Genomic DNA, 22,591 nt, shown 5'->3' on the forward strand with positions numbered 1-22,591 from the left:
TACAGTGCATACACACACATTATTATTTAACACCAAAAAACTTTTTAATTTTGGAAAACATGCCTGCCTGATCTTCTTCAAGTGATTGAAGAGGAACAGATTCACCCAAAATGCGGCGCGCAATATTCCGGTAAGCAATAGAAGCTTTGCTGTTCGGATTTAAAGCAATTGGCTCACCGTGATTTGAAGCCTTAATCACTTCATCATCATCAGCTACAATGCCAATCAGGTCAATGGAAAGATGGGTTGTAATTTCATCTACATCCAGCATGTCGCCATTTTTCATCAGATGATTGCGAATACGATTGATAATAAGTCTCGGAGCGCTGATTCCTTCTTCTTTTTCCAATAAGCCGATAATTCTGTCCGCATCTCTTACAGCACTAACCTCAGGTGTTGTCACAACGATTGCATGATCCGCTCCGGCAACAGCATTTCGGTATCCCTGTTCAATTCCTGCGGGACAGTCGATTACGATATAATCATAATCCTGTTTTAATTCATCAATTAACACTTTCATTTGTTCTGGAGACACAGCGTTTTTATCACTCGTTTGTGCTGCTGGAAGCAAATAAAGCAAATCCTCAAAACGCTTATCTTTTACAAGCGCCTGATGAATTTTGCATCTGCCTTCGACGACGTCCACAAGGTCATATATAATGCGGTTTTCCAGTCCCATTACTACATCCAGATTGCGGAGGCCGATATCTGTATCAACTAGACATACTTTTTTGCCCTGCAAGGCTAAGGCAGTTCCAACATTTGCTGATGTCGTCGTTTTACCGACACCACCCTTACCGGATGTAATGACTATTGCTTCTCCCACACTAGAATCCCCCTTGCAATTTCGATAAATTTGGTCGAATATTCATTAAAGCTTGTAATCTATCAATTGTAATTTGATTGTTTTCATCTATATAAGCACATTCCATTTCGCGGCCATCTTCTCCAGGGTAATGATCAGGTGCACGATTTAAACATTCTTCAATTCTCAATTGTGAAGGCTTCATAACCGAAGCGGCGATCACAGCTTCCCGATTACCGCTGCAGCCTGCATGTGCAATCCCCTTCAAAGCTCCTAATATGTAAATATTCCCTCCCGCTTTCACGGTTCCGCCAGGATTCACGTCACCGATGAGCAGCAGGTCCCCGGCAACTTCAAGGACTTGTCCAGATCTTACAATTTTCGCGATGGACACCACTTCATGTGCAATTCGTTCAGCTTCTGCTTCTTGCTTTGTTATCACATTTGAATTAATCGTATCCACAACAAGATTTTTCTTCTGACGGATTAATTCTCTCAATTCTTCCTTCTGGTCAGCAGTTAAATAACGATTGCCAACTTGGACCATAACCGAAATTAATTTGTCACTCTGAGACTTGCTGCTTTCTGAAAGCTTCTGATCGAGCTCTTCTTTCAAGTCACTGTAGGAACATGTATCATCAAGATGCAGTGTTAGTCCTTCTTTTGTTCCTTTTATCGTTACATTTTGGTATTTTTTCATTTCAAGTTGTTCACCTCAAGAAAAAGCTCTCCGCATAAAAATCATATACTGGAAGGAAACAGAAAATATATAGTTGATATTCTATTTCTTCCTTTTTCGTTTTTATATGAATCTACTACCTCATGTAAAAAGCTCACAGATTTTCTCTATCTGAAATTATATTCGACAGAAAGCTCAGAAAATCCTTTCACCTAATAGATGATTCCTTAGGCTGATGACAATATTTTTCAACAGCCTAAAGAATATGAAACATCAATTACAGCGGATTATTGCTGTATTAATCAGATACACTTGCCATAAACTTTTCAAAATGCCTTTTTAATGGATAGCTGGCAATGATGATAAAGGCAGAGTTAAGCACAACTGTCGGCAAAAGACGCAAAGAAGCAAAGTCTGCAAACGACAGGTCAGTCTGATTAATCACTACATTAATTTCATATACACCTATTTCAAGCAGAACAATCAACAGTAATGAAGCCAAGCTGACCATCGCGATGTTTGTCTGCAGTATTCGCATTAATTTGGACATTAAGTAAACAAAAATTGGAAAAGAAAACAAATAAATGCCTATCACGCCTGTATACACAATATCAAACAGCAATCCAAAGATTATTCCATAAATAATTCCATATTTACGCGAGCTGAACACAGTCAGAAATAAAATACTGATGATTAAAAAGCGCGGAACGGTAATTCTGTCGCTGCCAAACATTTCAGTCGGCAAATATTGCACAAAAATACTTTCAAAAACAAACAGAAAAAGAAACAAGAATGGAAGAAGATATTTTCTCACTCCTCTTCCTCCTCTTCTTCTAGCGTACTTTGCAATTCTTCTTGAATCTCAGCTGACATGCTTGTAATTTTAGCAACCATGACATGATTAATATCGTATAAGTCTGCTCCTGTTTCCAAGTAAGCTGTCTGGGTCAAACCATATTCGGCATTTTCAACTTCGACCACTTTCCCAATAATTAATCCTTCAGGAAACACGCCGCCAAGACCCGAACTAATTACATTCTGACCTTCTTTTACCTCGGCATCATACGGAATCTTCGTCATCATTAACAGCTTTTTATCTTTATCATAGCCTTCAATTAAACCAAAAACTTTCTTATTGTCTTCTGCCTGAATTGCTGCAGAAATCCGATTCGTTGGATCCATAGAGCTTAATAACTGTACGGTTGAAGTAAAGCTTTGGGCATTCTTAACCTTACCGATTAATCCATTTGCCGTAATAACCGCCATATCCGCTTGAATGCCGTCATTTTCCCCTCTATTAATAATCAGATTCTCATGATAACGGTCAGGGTTTCTTCCGATCACTGTCGCCTGGATCGGTTCATATTGACTGAGTGCATCTTCTTTCCCGACAATATCCCGCAGTTCTGCATTGTCCTTTTTCAATCGCTGCACTTCAGCTTCAAGACTGGCAAGCTTGTCTAGCCGCGGCTTGAGTTCTTGATTTTCACTGTATGTATTTTGCAAGTCCTGCACATTTTCAATAAAGCCGGCAATATAATTTGTTGGGCCTGATAGAGCATTTTGCACAAATCCTGTCATGTCCTTAAGGAATTGCTCCGGCCACGTAACCTTTTCGCGTTCACGCAAGGAAAAACCAATTAATGCCACAAGTACGATAATGCTGACAAGCAAAATAATCAGGCGCTTATTCAAAAAAAACTGTGGCATTTTGAACACCTCGATTTATTTTTTCACTTAGCATATAAAGGAAAAAAGGCATCAGACCTGAAAAAGAATGATGCCATTCTATTTTCCTTGATTAACGTGAATCCTTAGCTTTTGTTTTAAACAGATCAATATGATCCAATGCTTTCCCTGTTCCAATGGCTACACAATCCAATGGGTTTTCAGCAATCAGCACTGGCATTTTTGTTTCTTCACTAATAACCTTGTCCAAATTCCGCAGCAATGCACCGCCGCCTGTAAGAACAATTCCGCGGTCCATAATATCGGCTGCAAGCTCTGGCGGTGTTTTTTCTAATGTTACTTTCACAGCATCCACGATTGCAGCAACGGTATCATTTAAAGCCTTTGAAATTTCTTCTGCCGTAATTTCAATTGTTTTAGGCAATCCTGTTAACAAATCGCGGCCGCGGATATCAATATTATCGACACCCTCCGGATCACTGGCAGATCCAATTTCTACTTTAATCATTTCAGCAGTACGATCCCCGATCATCAGGTTGTACGTTTTGCGGATATAATTAATAATAGCATCATCCATTTCATCACCAGCAATGCGGATTGATTGGCTTGTTACAATTCCGCCCAGCGAGATGATCGCAACTTCTGTTGTACCGCCGCCAATATCAACAACCATGCTTCCAGTTGGCTCCCAAACAGGAAGATTTGCACCGATTGCAGCTGCAAATGGCTCTTCAATCGTATAGGCGTCTCTTGCACCGGCCTGACGTGTTGCATCAACAACAGCACGTTCCTCAACCGCCGTAATGCCAGAAGGCACACAAACCATGACATATGGCTTACCAGAGAACAAACCTTTATTTTTATTCGCTTGTTTAATATAATATTTCATCATAACAGCCGTTGTTTCGTAATCTGCAATGACCCCGTCCTTCATCGGACGAAGAGCAACAATATTTCCCGGTGTACGGCCGATCATATTTTTCGCGTCATTACCTACAGCCACAATAGCTTTTGTATCTGTCTGCAAGGCCACAACGGATGGCTCTCTTACAACAATTCCTTTTCCTTTTACATATACAAGTGTGTTAGCAGTTCCCAGATCTATTCCTAAATCTTTAGTTCCAATTCCAAACATAACAGTATCTCCCTTTCTGATACATATAACCTGTCCACTATCCGTGAACAATTTAAGTCCATATCCCTCATTATATCATTTTATTAGTGTGCATCTAAAAAATCATAAACAATATTATAGCCCAACGTCAAATAAAAACCTAGTGCTATAAATACCCTTTTTCCTTTAAGCTGACAAATTTATTTTCCCCGATAATAAGATGATCAAGCACTTCAATGCCAATTATTTTTCCGCACTCACCTAAACGCTTTGTAACCTCAATATCTTCCCTGCTGGGAGACGGATCTCCAGACGGATGATTATGAACACAAATTACTGAAGCGGCAGAACGCTTTAATGCTTCTTTGAAAACCTCGCGCGGATGGACTATAGAGGCATTTAAGCTCCCAATAAAAACAGTTTGCTTACTTAGCACCTGATTTTTCGTATTCAAATATAAACATACAAAATGCTCCTGCGATAAAAAGCGCATATCATGCATGACATAATTTGCTCCATCCTCAGGAGAGCGGATGCTGTATCGTTCCTCATAAGTGAGATTAGAAATACGCCTGCCAATTTCAACGGCTGCCAAGACTTGAATTGCTTTGGCTGTGCCTATGCCTTTAATGGATGTAATTTCATCCAGCGTTGCATCCTTTAATAAGCGAAGACCTTCAAAATGCTTAAGAAGACGATTCGATAATTGCAGAACAGATTCATCTTTTGTGCCTGTTCTCAGCAAAATAGCGATTAATTCATGTGTGGAAAGACTTTCAGGACCTTTTTGAATAAACCGCTCCCTTGGCCTTTCGCTTTCGGGGAAATCCTTTATTAACAATGATTCCGTGTCCATCGTATTCCTCCCTTTGCTGAAGGGAGTTATGGAAATGGTGCCATTACATCGGGAGGTTAAAGCCAGCTTCTTTTAACTTGCGAACCGTTTGTGAAACAGGAAGACCTACTACCGCAAAATAATCACCGTGTATTTCCTTCACAAGCATGGAACCAAATCCTTGGATTCCATATGCTCCTGCCTTATCAAAAGGTTCGCCCGTTTTTAAGTAGGCCTTTATTTCTTCATCCGCTAACTCCCAGAATAATACTTTTGTTTCTGTAAAAAACGTAGTTGTGCCTTGTGGAGACACAATGGATACACCGGTAAAGACAGAATGCTGTTTCCCAGAAAGAGAACGAAGCATCGTAAAAGCATCATCTTCATCGTGCGGTTTTCCTAAAATGGCATCACCTAACACAACAACTGTATCCGCACCGATCACATACGAATCTTTATGATCCTGAAAAACGGCGTCTGCTTTACGTTTAGCAAGTTCCATGACAACCTCGGCAGGTTTTGTGCCAGGTTCAAAATTTTCATCAACATCACTGCTTTTGATTTCAAATGGTAGTTGAAGAATTTCAAGAAGTTCTTTCCGACGTGGAGAAGAAGAGGCTAAAATGAGGGTTTGCATGTAATCACCTTACCTTTGTTATTGTACCAGAATGGAGATACATTCTAATCGTACCAAACTTTGCAGAAGCAAACAATTTTTAATAAAGCTTTTGCAGAAATTCTTTATGATTTTCTATCTTTAGGCATAAAAAAAGAGCCTGTCACATAAAATCGAACAGACTCGAAAAAATTTCCCGGGAAAATTTTTCTCTAATATCATTTATAAAGCATCATACGCGGCTAAAAAAGCAAGCAAATGACCTTGCAGTTTATTTGAAAAGGAAGTATCAGGTTTACTGACATATGCTTCAAATTGTGCAAGTGCCGAACTCAGCTCCTGTTTTAAAAGAATCAGCTTTTCCTGTTTGATCTGATCATCTGAAATAGCCGTAAGAACTTCGCCTGCTGCAGCTGTACTTTCAGCTGTATCTGCAGGAATTTCAACTCCAGTAAATGCAGCTGACGCACTTGCTGTTAAGCTTTTAAAAAGAGCTGGAATGTGTTCAAGCAGCGCTTTTTCATCTTCTGTCAGCCCTTCTATGGTAGTCCCGCCGAAAGTGAGCTCTTTTGCAAATACCTGAAATCCTTGTTCTTTCAGCTTAGTCCCAGCGGCCTTTGCTTTTGTAAGATCAGCCGATACAGCAAGCAGAAGCGGATAATTGCCTTCACCCTGAATATAAGAAGCTGGCACCCCTTTATCCATGCTCTTTTGCAGCTCTTGCTTAACTCCTTCTTCTGTCGTAAATACTCCGCCTTGAACAATAAATGTATTTATAGGTCCAGCTTCAAACTGAATCGTACCAGCAGGCGCACCTGGCTGTTCACCTGTTTCCTCTGAAGGTGTTCCAGCAGCTGGCGAAGCGGTTGCATCAGGTTCCGCAATCACAAGCTTTAATAGAATGAAACCAAAGCTTGTCCCAAGCAATACGGCGAAAAACACAGCAAAAAAGACCGTTGGCACATAACTCTTTGTTCCTTTCTTTTTCAGCCCTGCGTTAAAAACAGAAAAACCTTTTACGTTTTTCTTCTTTTCAGGAGCAGAAGCAATGTTAAATTCCTTTACCTCATCTTCTGGATGTTCTTCTGGAAGAATCCAGTCAAATTGGTCATCAGATTCCGCCTCTTGAGCAGCTGCCGTCTGGAAGCTTGCAAAACTCTCCATTGGTTCCTTTTTTTCTTTTCTTTTCTCTGGATGATCTGTTTTCTTTACTTGAAATGGCCGGTCTTCTCCATTTATTTTAATGGTGATTGTCTTTTGTCCTTTTTTGTGTTCCACTGCTTGTCCTCCCATCCTGTCGATTTTTGAATGGTTACATCCTAACACAACAGCAAAAAAAAATAACAAGACTTTTGTCGTCTTGTTATGGGAGAATTTCGTCAAATTTTTTATATAAGCTTTAATTCGGCAATATATTTGCTGTGATTAACTCGCTGATTGGAATGGCATTTTCTCCACCATTATAAGTGCAAAGGTTTTTCTCGGTGCCTTTTAAACAGACAGCTGTGGCTGATTCTCCTGTTATCACAACATATGTATCATCAGATGGCTCTAGCATGTCGCCGCTATGCGGATCTTTAAACACATCTATAAACTGCTGTTCTTCCAGCGCTTTATAAGAAACAGATGCTTGAAGGGTGCCCCCGCTTGTTAATTCATGGCGAATATAAAAGTCAGCAGCTTCTTTCAAAGCGATCGCATTGCCGACAAAGGCCTGATCGCGTGCCTTTTGAATGACGTTTGTGATCGACATAACGGCAATTGCAGCAACAATTCCTAAAATAACAATCACTGCAAGCAGTTCAATTAATGTAAGTCCCTTTTCGTTTAGTCTAGTGTGCATTTTGATCATGACTAGACCCCTCTTTTTCGACAGAAGTATTTTTTACAGAGTATCAACGGAGAGAGGAAGATTGCTATTATAAGCCTGTTACCATTGCATAATAGCAAATACCCCTCTTAAGGTGTATCATCTTCATCTTCATCTTCTTCCGTTATGAAGCGATTTAGCGGATCGCTTTTATTTGAACCATCTGGTGCATCTACCGGCGGAAGCTCTGCCTCTAAATCTTCAAGTGCTGGATAATAATAGGCAGCAAGAGTGATTTCAAATGTGACATTGCTCGTATCCTGCTCGACAGAATATACCTCCTGAAGACCAGTAAAATTCAATTCTTCTATTTTAATAATCCGCTCCATAGACAATAGATTCTCAAGCAGCTTCTCTAATTCAAAATAGGAATCGGACTCTCCAAACAATGTTAGTGATGTTTTTTTAATGCCGTTTGGCAATGGAGTTTCGGTTTCTCCTGTTTCACTTGTTTCAGAATCTTCATCTACAATTTCCTCAGGATCAGCTTGTTCTTCCTCTGTTTCTGGATCATATTGTACTGTTCCTTCTTCACTGATCAAATCAATATTTTCATCTTCCTGTGTTCCATTGAGCTGTATTTCATTGATCGTAGCATCCGAAACAATTTCAGCCTTTTCCACATTTAAAAGAAGCTGATCTAAAAGACGCTTAACAGGCACTTCTTTTTGCAGTTCCATCGTATTTAAAACGGTCTGCTCACTATTTTGAGTTAACGTATTATCAATAATATCAAGTTCCTGTCTTGCCATATCGAGTTCTGTGTTCTTACGGTCAATCTGATCGTTCAGCGGCAAAATAAATAAGTAATAAAGCCCGAAAGTGAGAATACCGATTAAAACAATTCCCAGGAAGCCAAAGCCAAGCTGTTTTTTTGAAAGCTGTACATTCATGGCGAAGTGCCTCCTTCATCCTGGTCACGATCTTGCTCATCATTTTCTGTCTGAGCAGCCTCTTTTAATGCAGGCACATTGATTCTCATCTCGTAATTGGCAATATATCTTGGAACAATATCATCACTAACAGCAGATTCATTTTCTTGGTCGGTTAAGTCAGCTGTTTGTGCTTCTGTAAGTACAGCTTCCTCTATCCACTGTACAGATGTCAGCAAGCTCAGATAGTATGCTGCTTCTGATTTTGTATCAAATTGGACCTGCTGATTGACTGCATGATCTTCGTCCATTTCAAACTCGCTGATAAAGCCCCGTTCTGGCAGAAGTTTTGTCAGCTCCTGCAGCATATAAACTACATTATAAGGCTGCTGATCTGCCCAAGTAATTGCATTTTGTAGGTCTGTTACAGAATTGGAGGACTGATAGTTTTCCAGCTTTGCCCGTTTTGCCTCCAGCAGCTCAGTTGTTTGCGCCAGCTGCTGCTCAGTATCCGCAATAGACTGCTTCCGGTCCTGAATGATAAAAAAGAAAACCGCAGCTATCATCAACACAATCAATATAGAAGCTAGAAGAACGATATAAGAAGCTTTTGTTTTTTTCTCTTTTTGCGGAAGCAGATTAATATCGACTAACATCTTCTACACCTCTTTTAAAGCTAATCCGATATTCAAATAAAATGAAGGAAGCTCAGCATATTGCCCTGAATCTATCACATCATTTTTCAATGTTAAAACAGGTACAGAATAGCGATTCTTCATTTCTTTAAAAATATCGTCAAGATAAGGATGATCACCATCGACAACGATCTTCGTAATCTTCTTTTTGCCTTGTGTCAGTGAAAATTGATAATAATCCTGAACCCGATCAATTTCTTTATAGCTGTCCATTAGCGAACTGCCTACATCATTTGCAGATCCTGAATAATGAAGCTTCCTGCCGCCATTTTCAGATCTGACCGTATCCCATTGTGATGCATCAATGTCCAGCTTTAGATGGCGCATAATAATCGGGATATGATTTTCAAATATACTGACATTTACAGTTGTAAGATCATATTGAACGAGCATTAAGTTTTCATCCGCGTTTGCCATATCGAGCTTATGATACAGTCTATAAAGAGAAAGTGCTGATAAGTCAGCTGCTGCCGGCTTAAGCTTTACCTCTTCCAGAATATCTGTATACTCAGCAACTACACTTTCAGGTGCGGCAAAAAGCAGTACTTCCTTGCGCTCATTGTTCTGCTGCGGCAAAGAATAATAATCAAATATTGGATCCTCAAACGGAAGATGGATCGTTGCACCAATTTCCATAAATAAATAGCCCTTCAATTCATCTTCATGCACATCAGCAGGGATTGCTATTTTTCTCATGACAATAAAAGGATCTGGCACTAAAAAGGTTACTTGCTTGTTTTTTAGCTTCCATTCATTCACACATTCTTCTAAAATGGCTATTAATGTTTCACTATCCTGAATTCTGCCTTCCTTAATCAATCCACTAGGAATAAACCGTTCTTCTAAACGCTGGATGTGCAGATCTCCATGTGACTTTACCTCAGCTAAACGAATAACATGATCCTTAATGATCAGGCTAATATTTGATTGTTTTCCCAGCTTCAAACGAAAGGCCATTTTCAAAACTCCTTATAATAGTGAATGCAAATACCAGGTGATAATGTCATTGCCAAAGAAATAAGCTGCTAAAGCACCAATCCCGATAAAAGGACCAAAAGGAATCGGATTTCCTCTTTTAAGTTTGCCTGTCAGCAAGCCCAATCCGCCATAAACAGCTCCTATTAAAGTTGCGATAAAGAATGATAATAGGACAAGCTTTACTCCAAGTGCTATTCCGAGAACTCCATAAAGCTTAATATCTCCGCCGCCCATGCCGCCTTTACTGATTACGGCAATAAAAAGCAGCAGACCAAAACCGACTGTAGCACCAGCAATTGAATCCCACCACCACGGTGTGAGCGGAATAAAGATACGTTCAGCTATTAAGATAATTGCAAATACAAGCAGGATTTTATCTGGGATCAGCATGTATTTAATATCAGTGATCCAGATGATGACGATCAGAGAGATAAGCGTCCAGGCAATCAATAATTCCGCACTCCACCCAATAAGGAGTGGCGCTGCCACAAACAGCAAACCTGTCATCAATTCAATTAGCGGATAAACGAGCGAAACAGGTGCCTTACAGCACCTGCATCTTCCTCGTAAAAATACATAAGATAAAACTGGAACAAGCTCAAACGGCGTGAGAACATGTCCACACTTTGGACAATGCGACCGCGGCTTTACAATGGACTCTCCGTTCGGGACCCTCAGGCCGACTACGTTGTAGAAGGAGCCTAGGAGGAGGCCGTAGACAAAGACTAACCAAATCATTATATTAATAGTCTAGCAATTCTTTTTCTGTAGCAACACTATCTTTAGGATCGCTATCCACTAGAGCAACTGAATCATGACCCTTTAAGGAATAAGTATATTTCCCATCAGTAACTGCTAACGTTACAGTATAGTCTGTATCTTTAACGTTATCTAAGAATTGTTCTAATTGTGTCTTTGTTAAATCACCAGCACCTGGGTTTGAAGATGTAACATACATTTTAGCAGCACTAATAATTTGAATCCCTTCTGCTACCTTTGCATCATTCTCAGATTTCTTAATAATCCCACCAATACTAGGTATAGCAATCGCAGCAATAATCCCTAAAATAACAATAACAGCAAGAAGCTCGATAAGAGTTAAACCTTTTTGATTTTTTAATGTGTTTCTTAGTTTTTGAAACATGTTCATTCTCCTTAAAATGTGAATTTTATGTTACTTTTTTACTAGTCTCATTATAACAGATTCGTCGAATTGTGCTAGTAGGAAATTGTTTGAAATTGTAAAAGTTTTGTATAGTTATCCGACATGGTTAAAGATCTCAAACATCGGAACCATAATGGATGTAACGATTGTTCCGACAATGCCTGCCAGGAAGACAATCATGATTGGTTCAATAAGAGATTTCAGACGATCAGTGGCACTTTCTACTTCTTTTTCATAGAAATCGGCTACTTTCGCGAGCATTGCATCAAGAGAACCAGTTTCCTCACCAATTGCAATCATCTGCGAGACAAGGGGAGGAAAGACCCAGTGCCTGCGCATTGGCTCTGTTAACGAGCGGCCCTGCTCTAATGAATCTCTCGATTGGCGAATTACTTTTGCAATGACTTCATTTTCAACAATATTTTCGACAATGGTCATGGCCTGCAAAATTGGAACGGATGAAGTAAATAAAGAGCTTAATGTTCTCGTCATCCGGGCTAACGCTGCTTTTTGAAAAATCTTTCCGAAAATCGGCATTCTTAATAGGAAGTAGTCTAAATAATATTTTGATTGTTTATTATTGCGAATAGCCATGATCCCTACAAAGATAGCGATAAAAATAAGAATAACCAGCCACCAGTATACCTGCATCAGTTCACTGGACTTCAAGACAAACTGAGTGATCGCTGGAAGCTCCCCTCCAAAGTCCTCAAACATTTCAACAAAGGTCGGAACAACAGAGACAAGCAAAAAGATGACAACCGCAACAGCAATAATTCCTACCACTATCGGATATGCGAGTGCAGAAACGATTTTTTGCTTTGTAAAATGCTGCTTTTCATAATGAACTGCTAGTCTTTCAAGCGTATCATCCATATTACCGCCCACTTCACCAGCACGAATCATATTAATAAACATGCTTGTAAAGATCTTCTTATGCTTTGCCGCTGCCTCAGAAAGCGGATTTCCTTCCCGCAGGTCCTGTTCAACAACCTTTAAGGCTTTTCGCAGTGCTTTGCTTTCCGTTTGTTCGGAAAGGATGGCGGTTGATTCGACAACAGACACACCAGCCTTCAGCAAAGTCGAAAATTGCCGCAGGTATATGACAAAATCTTCGAGCTTTACAGGGTTGCCGATCGTAATATCCTTAGTCAGGACCGTTTCGGGCAATTCCTGAAAATCCATAACACGAATGCCATTTTCCCTCAGCTGAATCACTGCCTCACGTTTTGAAGAAGCGGTGATGACACCTGACTTATTTCCTTTTCGGTCTCTTCCGCTATATTTATAACGAGGCATCTTATTCCACCTTCTCAACTAAATAAGGGTTCGCGAGTTCCTTTGAAATTAAACCAGCCTGATAGAGCTCTTTCACATTGGTCTCCAATGTATGCATGCCCTGACTCCTTGATGTTTGCATTACATTCACAATCTGATGAATTTTTTCATTGCGAATAAGGTTAGCAACAGCCGCATTATTGAGCAATATTTCAGTTGCTGCTTTTCTGCCTTGTCCATTGACAAGCGGAAACAAGCGCTGCGAGACAATGGAAACTAGCACAGATGCAAGCTGAATGCGAATCTGATCCTGCTGTGCCGGCGGAAAGACATCAATGATACGGTTAATGGTTGCCGGTGCACTGGATGTATGCAATGTTGCAAACACTAAGTGTCCTGTTTCTGCTGCCGTTATAGCCGTTTGGATGGTTTCAAGGTCTCTCATTTCTCCTACTAAAATAACATCAGGATCCTGTCTGAGTGATGCTCTTAAACCATTCGCAAAATTATTCGTATCAAAGCCAACCTCACGCTGATCAATGATGCATTTGCCATGCTTATGCAAATATTCAATTGGATCTTCCAGTGTAATGACATGCTTGCGCATGGTCTGGTTCATATAATCAATCATTGACGCAAGCGTGGTTGATTTCCCGCTGCCTGTAGGTCCTGTAACAAGTACAAGTCCCTGCGGCTTTGCTGCAATTTCTTTTAAGATCAGTGGCAAGTCCAGTTCATCCATTGAAGGTATTTTCGTCGGAACAACACGGACTGCAAGTGCCACACAAGAACGCTGATGATAAGCATTCACCCTGAAACGGGAAACGCCGTGCAGGCCATAGGAAAAATCCAGCTCGCCATTTTGCTTAAATGTATTCCAGAGATGATCTGGGATTACCGCTCTTGCCATGCTTTCAGTATCTGCCGGAAGCAGCGTATCTTGCCCATAGCGTTTTAAATCTCCATTGATCCTCATGATTGGCGGTACACCAACCGTGAGATGAATATCTGATGCTTTTAGCTCAAAGCCTGCCTTCAGAAGCAAATCAATTTTATTTACCATACCGTTTTACTCCTAATCAGGTAGTGCTACTCTGAGCACCTCTTCTGTTGTTGTGATTCCTTGCTTGATTTTGATTAATCCATCATCAACAAGGAAGATCGTTTTGTTTTTAATGGCAATTTCTCTTAATTTCGAGAGAGATTCACCATTCATAATCACACGGCGCATAACATCATCTACAACTAAAACTTCATGAATCGCGACACGGCCTTTATAGCCAGTCATATTACAGGATGAACAGCCGGCACCTTTTACAACCTGATCGATTTTCATGCCTCTCTTGGCAAAAATCTCAATCTCGCGTTTTGAAGGCTCCATTGTTTTCGCACAGTCACGGCACACTCTGCGGACAAGCCGCTGCGCCACGACCCCGCTCAATGAAGAGGCGACAAGGAAAGGCTCAACGCCCATATCTACTAATCTTGTAATCGTGCCGATCGAATCATTTGTATGCAAGGTGCTTAACACGAGATGTCCTGTTAAGGAAGCACGAATGGCAACTTCTGCTGTTTCCTTATCACGAATCTCCCCAACCATGATAATGTTTGGATCTTGTCGAAGAATGGCACGCAGCCCTGCAGCAAACGTCATTCCCACATTTGAGTTCACATGAATTTGATTAATGCCTTCAAGCTGGTACTCTACAGGATCTTCGACTGTTATAATGTTCACTTCTTCGCTGTTAAGCTTGTTTAAAGCCGCATATAAAGTGGACGATTTACCGGAACCTGTTGGCCCTGTTATGAGAACAATCCCTGTTGGTTTTTCAATCATATCGGTAAAGCGCTGAAGATTTACCTTGTTAAAGCCCAGTTTATTGATGTCATTCAGCGTACTTCCAAGATCAAGAAGACGCATAACAATTTTTTCACCATAGACAGTAGGCAATGTGGATACACGCAAATCAACCGGGTGGAAATCCAAGTTCATCTTGATTCTGCCGTCCTGAGGAATCCGATGCTCTGTAATATCAAGATTCGCCATGATTTTGATTCTTGCTGTAAGAACACTTTGCATATGCTTAGGCAGCACTCTCTCTGTTCGGAGTATGCCATCCACACGATAGCGGATAACTACCTTTGTCTCCTGCGGATCAATATGCACATCACTCGCCTTTACAACAGCGGCATTCGTTAATACTTGGTTAACTAGACGGACAATCGGAGAATCCTGGTCAACGATTTTCTCTTGTTCTACTTCTTCTGTATGTGCAGGTGAAGTCCCGAATAATTCCTCGAGCCCTTCATCCATATCGTAGTATTTATTGACTGCCCGCAAAATATCATCTTTTGTTGCAATCGCTGTTTCGATTTGGAAGCCGGTTGATAGACGAAGATCATCAATGGTATAAAAGTCCATCGGATCGGCCATCGCTACGTATAACTTATCTCCATCTTTTTTCATAGGAATGATTAAGTTGCGTTTCGCCATATCCTTAGGAACAATACTAAATAGATTCGTATCAAATGGATAACGGTACAAGCTTACATGTGGAATGCCAAGCTGAAATTCCAATACTTCGATCAGCTGCTGCTCTGTCACATATCCGCGCTGCAGGAGGGCATCTCCAAGCTTTTGCCCGCTGCTCTTTTCTTTAAGCGTCAGCTGCAGCTGTTCTTCCGTAATTAACCCTGCATCAACAAGCAAGTCTCCTAATCTTTTACGAACTTGAGTCATCTATATCCCTGCTTTAACCTCTTTATTTTGTTGCTTCTTTTTCGTGACCCCATAATTCATTCTCATTCTTCTTTTCACCATTCTGAGCTTCTTCCTCAGAGCCAGTTTCAGAATCTGATCCTGCTCCCTCATCCCTCATATCATCTTCAGAATCTGCATCTGTATCAATATTAACATCTGCATTTTCATCAGAGTCTGTTTCATCTTCAATCGTTGTATCTATTGAATCATTTTCCACCGGATCAGGCTGTGTGTTAGCTATTAAACTCTTAATCACAACTTTATGAACAGGAGGGTAAAAGTCATCAGAGATGAATTCTTTTCTTAGAATGCTGCCTGATGGTTCCTTTACTTCACGATATAGTTTAATAATGACACCATCACTGCCTTCTGAAACAGTCTGTTCCTCACCAAATCTCAGCTTTGCATCATACTGCACAATTGTCTTTGGTTTGAATACCTCTTGATCTTCTAGAGAAAGGCTGTATTCATATAGAAATGGCGAACCTTTTAAGGAAACATGGAATTGATTATCAATAAGCTTAAATTCCAGTGTAAACGAGCTGTCATTGGTATTGCTGATAATAAAATCCATATTCTTGGCAGGATCTACTTTCGCTTCAAAGCCGGCTTCCGCATATTCTGGCAGCAGCCTGCTAATATGGCGCTCAGAAATAAGGAAATTGGTTGACAGCACTGTTTTATACATGGCAGATGCTATATGGCTTAATGTCTCACTGCTAAAGGAAGATGTTAACCCGTTTTCCTCAATATATTTTAATAGTGATAGCTGTGATTGCGGCTCAATTTCAATCTGACTTACCGCTTGTGTCCATTTTTCCAGACTTTCATAAGCCTCGTCAGCTGCTAAAGTAGCTTCAGCCACCACTTGATCCTCTTCTGCTACGGCAAAAAATGTCTGCAGCTTCATGGTCTGGCTGCCCGTATGCAATAGAGAGGCCATATTCAGCAGTTCCGTTCTTAGTTTCTCCTCCTGAAAATCATCTGATGTCAGCTCTGGAGAAATCTCTAAAAGCTTAAGTGCCAGCTCATCTTCATTTACTGTTACAAGCAAAGGATAAGTACCGCCCTCCTTCACTGCCTGTAAAGAAGAGTCTACATCAAAGGAAAAGATAGAAAGATCAACTTGTTCATCTTTTTCTTTATAGTTAAAAGTAAGGGTGTTCTGTTCCTGCCACAGTTTAGTGTTCTGCAGGATTTGGTCATACGCTTCTTGACGTGATAATCCCGAAACATCTACCGATCCTACCAGCGTCTTTTCTGTATAAACACCTTTACTTCCCGTAACATTTCCATAAACAGCAGTGCCAAAGTATGAAAAACTAAAAATAAACGCTGTGCTAACAAGCAAGATGATATATAATTTAGCACTATCTGATTTCTTCATGCTCCGATCCGCTCCGCTCTTTATTCCTATTCAACATTTACTGCCAATTCAATTAGGACTGCTGGTCCTTCCGTTTGCGCAGAGTGTATTTGGTCTTCTGTTAAAATGGTTCCCGCTGGAATGAAAACTTGTCCATCTAAACCAATAATATCTTTGTTGACCTTTTTGCCGACAAGCAGTTCCACCTGTTTATTTTTCAGGGCATCAAGCTGCTTCGTATTTTGCTGCTCTTCACTAGCCGCAGCTTCCTCATGGTGAATGGAATCCAGCTCAGCTGTCTGTTGTCCTAGAAGCTCATGGTTATCAAGGAAGCCTTGTTCTGCATCTTCTTTTACAATTACAATATCTTTTCCATACGTAAGTACGTATTCTGAAGGCATTGTCACTTGTTTATCACCTACAAGCAAATCCATACCAAGGATTTGACCAGTTTCGTCATCAGCGTAAAATTCAATGACTTCACCAAGCAGTGCACCTTTTCGTGTCATTACTTTTGTTTGGTTGATTTTAATTTTTTTGTTTACGAGCTGGTTTGCAATTGGAATTTCGTTGAGGTCAATGACGGCGTTGTCTGTTTCGACAGTAATAGCGTATTCTCCAATTCCGACAACTTTTTTGAATGGGATTGCTTTAACGCTTACTTGCCAGTCTTCGTGTTCGATTGTCAGGAAGTCAATTGTGCCTTTTTCAGGATTGATTACGAGTGTTTTTACTGCGCCGATCTGCTGTCCGTCTGCGATGCTGATAATTGGCAATCCTGTAATTTGTGAGCTGTTTTTCATTTATGTCACCACACCTATTCTTTTAGAGATCACTTTTCTGTTTAGATTACAGAAAGGTATAAAAATTTATATTTATTAAGGGTCACGTAGGGCTGCTTTCCGCTTCGGGGCACTCGCTTTCCGCGGGTGGAAGTTGAGCCTCCTCGGTGCATTCGCACCTGTGGGGTCTCAACCTTTCCACTTCTCCCGCAGGAGTCTCGTACCCCTCCGCTGCAATCAGCCAACATTTTTACATATACATATCGAATTGAATTCTCTCACTAATCAATCATCTTATACTAAAAATCATAGGCTAAATAACACAGTCATATCAACCCATTACTTATAGATTACTGTTCTTGGTTGGAATAAGAAAGTAGTAAAAATTGGATTTGTTCTGAGATGATTGGCATGTTGGAATATTGGTTTTTTAGTTCGTTTAGTAAGGTTATCAGTTTTTGGTGCTCTTGCTGTGAGATATAGTGTTCGATTAGCAGGCTGGCAAAGATGTAATGCTCTTTTTGCGGCATTTTTTGCTGCATGCACTGCTGAATCCATTTTTCGTATACATGAGGTTCTGTTGTTTCTTTTGCCAGTTGAAGCTGGTCAAGAAGAGTTTTCAGCACTTCTCTTTGAAGAGTGATATTTTCTTCCTGATCTTGCTGCTCTTCATCCGAATCAGATGATGTTGCTGCTAGAATCCACGACTCGTCTTCTTCCTCTATAACAGGATCTTCTTCATCAGCCATAAGTTCTGGAATGATCTCATCATTTTCATTAACAGCTTCTTCAACGTCTTCATCATCAAGACTTTCTTGGAACTCTTCAAGTACAATCGCTTCTTCACCATCTTGTGGCTGCAGAATTTCTTCAGCAGAGACTTCATCCTCCTCCAGCATTTCCTCTAGTGAAGGGATAATGTATGAACTTTCATCGAGAAGTTCGCTTTCCTCTGACTCCAGTTCTTGCTGTGAAGTGCTTGTCTCATTATCGACTGAAGCAGGGATAATAAAATCATCATCCTCTAATTCCAGACCAAGGCTAAACTCATTTTCTTCCGTTTTACCAGGCAAGTTTTCCTCGTTCTTTTGCTCTACCTGTATGACAGGATTGTCATCAGACATCAGTGACTCCAGTTCACCAATATAGGAAAGCTCCGCATCTTTAGACTCATCTTCCTTTTCGTCTATTGCAAGCGTCTCTTTGTCTTGTGCAAATTCAGTTAATCTAATTTGGTTGAAGTCAATTTCATCAAGCTGTCCGTCCACTGCATCTGCTTCCGTTTCTAATTCCGCTTCTGCCTTTTCCGCTAACACCACTGCATCTGTTTGCTGAGAATCAGTTACCGGCAGTATGATTTCCGCTTCAAAAACTTCCAGTACATCTTCTTCATCGTGATCTGTTTCGATCAGTTCGATCACTGAATCATGGTCCTCAATAGGAGATTCCTCCTCTTCGGCTTCCTTTTCTTTATAATCATGATGATCATCCTGATTGTAAAGGGGAAAAGCAGTGTCTGCAGTTGCTTCTGCTGCAAGAAATTGATCGCTTCTCTTCATCATTAAATACCCGCTCATAACAATCAGCAGAAGCAGTATTAATAATAACTTCCATAATTCCATCACCGATTGTCCCGCTATGCCAAGCAGTGCAAATGAAAAGGATAAAACGGTCATCATCACTTTTCCTTTTTTTGTTAAACCAAGCGGCAAATAAATGACGAGCGGAATAATGACGATTAGGGAGATTGCAGCTAAAATGAAGCTAATCATCGTTTCACCTCACTAGTATAGGATAAAAGATTCATAATATTGCTAACATTGTCGAAAAATAATAGAAAACAATGTAAATTGTCCTAAAAAAACAGTAAATCATAAGAAATATTGTATAATATAATCATCAAGAATGAAAGAAGGGAAACGAATGAATTGTAAAAAAATCCTTTCTAGTACTAAAGGCCTTACTCTTATTGAGGTTTTAGCCTCATTAACCATCTTGAGTATCGTTTTAATTGGGATCATGAGCTTTTTTACACAAGCATTTTCCTATACCAATAAAAACGAGACCAAAACGGCAGCCGTCAATGTTGCCCGCAATGCCTTGATGTATGTCGAAAATCAGAGTTTTATAGAAATGAGAGAGAAATTCTCCTCCCCCAACTCTACTAATCAAAATGAAGAATTACGTATTTATATATGTAAGAACCCAAATGGCAGTGAACAATATAATTTGTTTTGGAAGGGCGAAACACAGTCAGCAGACTGCTCATCCATTACAGTAAACAATATAAAATATGATGTGCGTATTACATCTGATTATTCTAGTGATTATAAAGAAAATCATGAGGACTATTTTGTTCCGCTTAAGGCAACAGTGACATGGAATGATGGCGATCATCAAAAATCGACCGAGGTTGAAGGAGCTATTCAAAGTGAAGATATTAGATGAAAAAGGAGCTACACTCTATGAGCTGCTCGCGGTAATGGTCATCTTAATGATTGTATTGCCGGTGATATATGGTGTCTTTTCGTCAGGCTATAAATTGTACAATAAAGTAAATGCTGAAGGCCAGCTCCGCGACGATGCTGACTATACAGCGACCATGATTATGAATGCCTTTTACTCTACTCCTTTTGATTATGTCCGTTCCTGCGGAGACAACTGCATAGAGCTTGTAGACAGCGAGCATACCACTGTTGCACTTGAAGAAGGAGAACAGCAATCATTTTACAGCATTGATCAATCAAGTGTATATGAAGAAGAAAAAGTAACGGTTATTCAGCTGACAGATAAAACAATGAACAATCAAACGATTTCAGTATTTGAAATTGATGGAGCTGCTTTAGATGTTCAGTCCGATTTTTCAAATTCAACCATTACTGGCTGTGAAGGTGGCCCATGTGAGAATGGAATTATTCAGCTTCATTTCAATTTATCACATAAAAGGCTAGCGGAAGGAAATTTGGAGCTTGACAGTCAATTCGGCTTTTAAAGGAGAACAAAATGATAAAAAATGAACAAGGAAATAGTTTAATTATCGTATTACTTGTTTCACTCGTTTTTACCGTTTTAGGTATGGCCGTTGTCTCTGCATCCATCGGAGGTGCCAAAAGAACTGAAACAAGGGAAAGTGATGTTGTCTATACGTATGATGCATTAAAACTATTGAATGAAATGACGAGCACCCTTCCCGAACTATTAGGCGAAAATGAATTGAACCTCGAAAATTTCAGACGCTGGGACAGCAATCACCGCTTATACGTCGAAAATCGATTTGACGATGTCTTAGAGAATGCAATTGTGGAACAGATACTTGAACCCAATCGCGCGGCAGATTATATCGAGTGCATGAATGTAATTGACGTCAGTACAGGTTCACCATCGTACCTGGATAACAGTCACGCCTGTGTAGGCAGTCTTACAAACTATGATGCTCCTTTTAACATTGATAAAGATCTCGATTTTACCAGAATAGTAGATTTTGTACTTGTAACAAAAAACCCAATTGAAACAGAAGGAAAAGTAACGAGAACCATTAAGAAAAGATTAATACTTTCTCCGCTGCCAAGCTTTTTAAAGTATGCAGCCGGATCTTTTTCCGATAATGAAGGAGAAGGCTTTAAATTAAATGGCTCTGCGAACTTCAATGGAAATGTATATGCCAATCATCTTCATATTCAAGAAGAAGCAGAGTTTGAGCTGCGCGATGGCACAAAAAAAACGCAGGATACACCGATGTCATCCATTACCGGCGATTTATATAGCAGTTCAGCTAACCTGCTGCCGCTATTAAAAGAAGATAACTTTTACAAAGAGGATATTCCGGATTTAAAGCATGACAGTCAGTTTATTAACATTCAATTTCAAAAGTCAATGAATGAACTGACCAATTCGATTTTAACGGACAGTAAACTGTCTGCAGCAAGAACTGGCAATGGCAGTGATTTCTCAGACAGCTTGGCATCTGCGATAAGTAATACACAGCCAAGCAGACAAATTGTTGGAAGTGATGGATACATCGAGAAAGTGGAGGTTCAGCCAAATCCGCTATCCATTGTAGGTGAAACGGCTGCTCCGCTTGATAATAGCTTTATTATTGAAAGTGCAGATCAGGCAATGGAATTTAATGACCCGTTAAAAGTAAATGGCGATCTTGTCGTAATGAGCACTAATTATCCAATTTCCTTCCTTGATCAGCTAGTAGTTGACGGTGATCTTTACTTAGTAAGCTATAAGGATATGAATTTTAATGGCGACATACTTGCGACAGGTGATGTTCACATCATTAATATGACTGGAATGTTAAATGCAAACCGCAATATTATTGGTGCAAAAAATGTTGAGTTAGAGTCCTATGAAAACAACGTCTTTTCTGTGGAAAGCAGCGGACTAAAAGTGGCTGGCGACATTGTTTCTGGAGAAAATGTTTTTCTTAAACCTTTTTCGACAACCATTGATATCCAAAGCAATATTATCAGTAATAAAAACCTGACGATCATTGGGGACGAGAATGACCAAGGCGGAGAAGATGATCAGGTCATGTTTGACTCTGTCGTATATACAGGGGAAAAAGCGAGCATATCCAATGTCAATATCATTGGTGCGCAAAACAATGAAAAACAGATTGTCCTGCTTGTTCATGACGACTTGTTAATAACCAGGATTAATGAGTTTAATAACTATACACCTGCTGATGAAGAAGGACTTCCATACTTGCCAAGGGAAAACAATACCGTAAAGCCGCTAAAAGGATTTTTCTATACTGAAAAGGATGCTGAATTGTATGGAGTCGGCTCACTCTTTTATATAGAAGGCGGGCTTTTTGCTAAAGAGGCATTAACGATTAATGCGATTCGCGGAAGAGTTAATGCCATTACACAGCTCCCAATGCAGAATCAGCAAGAAGACAACTATTCGCGCTTTATTGTCGATTATAATCAGGATGTTTTGCTGCAGAGAATCGAAGCACTTCCGATTGTTGAACAGCTTCAAATATTTTCGGATGAGCTGATTGTAGATTAAGAAGGTTGGTTTAATGTAAAGAAGGGATGCCGCAAAGCATCCCTTCTTTTTTTCGAGTAAATTA

At 40.0% G+C, this 22,591-nt stretch carries 23 protein-coding genes; 3 read left to right on the forward strand and 20 right to left on the reverse strand.

Annotated features, from left to right (window positions below; genetic code table 11):
• Window positions 1-22: 22 nt before the first annotated feature.
• From minD to J1899_RS16240, 20 genes are all read right to left on the reverse strand, one after another.
• The gene (minD, locus tag J1899_RS16145) at window positions 23-826 is read right to left on the reverse strand and encodes a septum site-determining protein MinD (protein ID WP_214475211.1); all 804 of its coding nucleotides are present in this window, start codon (window positions 824-826) and stop codon (window positions 23-25) included.
• A 1-nt stretch (window position 827) separates the two neighbouring features.
• Window positions 828-1,505, reverse strand: a complete 678-nt coding sequence (gene minC / locus J1899_RS16150) for a septum site-determining protein MinC (protein ID WP_214475213.1) — start codon at window positions 1,503-1,505, stop codon at window positions 828-830.
• 277 nt (window positions 1,506-1,782) lie between these two features.
• Window positions 1,783-2,298: a rod shape-determining protein MreD gene (gene mreD, locus J1899_RS16155; protein WP_214475215.1), complete on the reverse strand. Its 516-nt coding sequence runs from the start codon at window positions 2,296-2,298 to the stop codon at window positions 1,783-1,785.
• Window positions 2,295-3,194: a rod shape-determining protein MreC gene (gene mreC, locus J1899_RS16160; protein ID WP_066443161.1), complete on the reverse strand. Its 900-nt coding sequence runs from the start codon at window positions 3,192-3,194 to the stop codon at window positions 2,295-2,297. Before mreC ends, mreD begins: the two co-directional genes overlap by 4 nt.
• Before the next feature lie 91 nt (window positions 3,195-3,285).
• Window positions 3,286-4,308, reverse strand: a complete 1,023-nt coding sequence (locus J1899_RS16165; protein WP_066443160.1) for a rod shape-determining protein — start codon at window positions 4,306-4,308, stop codon at window positions 3,286-3,288.
• A 145-nt stretch (window positions 4,309-4,453) separates the two neighbouring features.
• Entirely contained in the window at window positions 4,454-5,143 is a 690-nt protein-coding gene (gene radC / locus J1899_RS16170; protein ID WP_066443159.1) for a RadC family protein, read from the reverse strand.
• A gap of 43 nt (window positions 5,144-5,186) precedes the next feature.
• Complete coding sequence (locus tag J1899_RS16175) at window positions 5,187-5,759, reverse strand: Maf family protein (protein WP_214475218.1); 573 nt, start codon at window positions 5,757-5,759, stop codon at window positions 5,187-5,189.
• A gap of 201 nt (window positions 5,760-5,960) precedes the next feature.
• Window positions 5,961-7,016, reverse strand: coding sequence for a hypothetical protein (locus tag J1899_RS16180; RefSeq protein ID WP_214475219.1), 1,056 nt, complete (start codon window positions 7,014-7,016; stop codon window positions 5,961-5,963).
• Between the two features lie 121 nt (window positions 7,017-7,137).
• Entirely contained in the window at window positions 7,138-7,590 is a 453-nt protein-coding gene (locus tag J1899_RS16185) for a type II secretion system protein (RefSeq protein ID WP_246586501.1), read from the reverse strand.
• Window positions 7,591-7,697: 107 nt separating this feature from the next.
• Window positions 7,698-8,501 carry a pilus assembly protein PilO gene (locus tag J1899_RS16190; RefSeq protein ID WP_246586502.1) on the reverse strand — a complete coding sequence of 268 codons (804 nt, stop codon included), beginning with the start codon at window positions 8,499-8,501 and terminating at the stop codon, window positions 7,698-7,700.
• Window positions 8,498-9,136, reverse strand: a complete 639-nt coding sequence (locus J1899_RS16195) for a PilN domain-containing protein (protein ID WP_214475222.1) — start codon at window positions 9,134-9,136, stop codon at window positions 8,498-8,500. Before J1899_RS16195 ends, J1899_RS16190 begins: the two co-directional genes overlap by 4 nt.
• Window positions 9,137-9,139: 3 nt before the next feature.
• The gene (gene pilM / locus J1899_RS16200; RefSeq protein ID WP_214475223.1) at window positions 9,140-10,132 is read right to left on the reverse strand and encodes a type IV pilus biogenesis protein PilM; all 993 of its coding nucleotides are present in this window, start codon (window positions 10,130-10,132) and stop codon (window positions 9,140-9,142) included.
• A 12-nt stretch (window positions 10,133-10,144) separates the two neighbouring features.
• The gene (locus tag J1899_RS16205; protein WP_214475225.1) at window positions 10,145-10,891 is read right to left on the reverse strand and encodes a prepilin peptidase; all 747 of its coding nucleotides are present in this window, start codon (window positions 10,889-10,891) and stop codon (window positions 10,145-10,147) included.
• Between the two features lie 4 nt (window positions 10,892-10,895).
• The gene (locus J1899_RS22760; RefSeq protein WP_214475227.1) at window positions 10,896-11,297 is read right to left on the reverse strand and encodes a prepilin-type N-terminal cleavage/methylation domain-containing protein; all 402 of its coding nucleotides are present in this window, start codon (window positions 11,295-11,297) and stop codon (window positions 10,896-10,898) included.
• A 114-nt stretch (window positions 11,298-11,411) separates the two neighbouring features.
• Window positions 11,412-12,617 carry a type II secretion system F family protein gene (locus J1899_RS16215; RefSeq protein WP_214475229.1) on the reverse strand — a complete coding sequence of 402 codons (1,206 nt, stop codon included), beginning with the start codon at window positions 12,615-12,617 and terminating at the stop codon, window positions 11,412-11,414.
• A 1-nt stretch (window position 12,618) separates the two neighbouring features.
• Window positions 12,619-13,659: a type IV pilus twitching motility protein PilT gene (locus J1899_RS16220; RefSeq protein ID WP_151573429.1), complete on the reverse strand. Its 1,041-nt coding sequence runs from the start codon at window positions 13,657-13,659 to the stop codon at window positions 12,619-12,621.
• Between the two features lie 12 nt (window positions 13,660-13,671).
• Window positions 13,672-15,336, reverse strand: a complete 1,665-nt coding sequence (locus J1899_RS16225) for a GspE/PulE family protein (RefSeq protein ID WP_066443149.1) — start codon at window positions 15,334-15,336, stop codon at window positions 13,672-13,674.
• A gap of 22 nt (window positions 15,337-15,358) precedes the next feature.
• Window positions 15,359-16,744: a G5 domain-containing protein gene (locus J1899_RS16230; RefSeq protein ID WP_214475231.1), complete on the reverse strand. Its 1,386-nt coding sequence runs from the start codon at window positions 16,742-16,744 to the stop codon at window positions 15,359-15,361.
• A gap of 26 nt (window positions 16,745-16,770) precedes the next feature.
• Window positions 16,771-17,526, reverse strand: a complete 756-nt coding sequence (locus tag J1899_RS16235; protein ID WP_214475233.1) for a PRC-barrel domain-containing protein — start codon at window positions 17,524-17,526, stop codon at window positions 16,771-16,773.
• Between the two features lie 329 nt (window positions 17,527-17,855).
• Window positions 17,856-19,277, reverse strand: coding sequence for a hypothetical protein (locus J1899_RS16240; RefSeq protein ID WP_214475235.1), 1,422 nt, complete (start codon window positions 19,275-19,277; stop codon window positions 17,856-17,858).
• 151 nt (window positions 19,278-19,428) lie between these two features.
• Here J1899_RS16240 and J1899_RS16245 point away from each other — a divergent pair, with 151 nt between their 5' ends.
• The 3 genes from J1899_RS16245 to J1899_RS16255 are packed head-to-tail and all read left to right on the forward strand — an operon-like array spanning window position 19,429 to window position 22,527.
• On the forward strand, window positions 19,429-19,953 hold the full coding sequence (locus J1899_RS16245) for a type IV pilus modification PilV family protein (RefSeq protein ID WP_214475237.1): 525 nt from the start codon (window positions 19,429-19,431) through the stop codon (window positions 19,951-19,953).
• Complete coding sequence (locus J1899_RS16250) at window positions 19,937-20,497, forward strand: PilW family protein (protein ID WP_214475239.1); 561 nt, start codon at window positions 19,937-19,939, stop codon at window positions 20,495-20,497. The genes J1899_RS16245 and J1899_RS16250 overlap by 17 nt, the downstream gene beginning before the upstream one ends.
• A gap of 11 nt (window positions 20,498-20,508) precedes the next feature.
• On the forward strand, window positions 20,509-22,527 hold the full coding sequence (locus J1899_RS16255; protein ID WP_214475241.1) for a hypothetical protein: 2,019 nt from the start codon (window positions 20,509-20,511) through the stop codon (window positions 22,525-22,527).
• The last annotated feature ends 64 nt before the right edge of the window (window positions 22,528-22,591 follow it).

This window comes from Cytobacillus gottheilii (assembly GCF_018582665.1).
Lineage (GTDB): Bacteria > Bacillota > Bacilli > Bacillales > Cytobacillaceae > Cytobacillus > Cytobacillus gottheilii.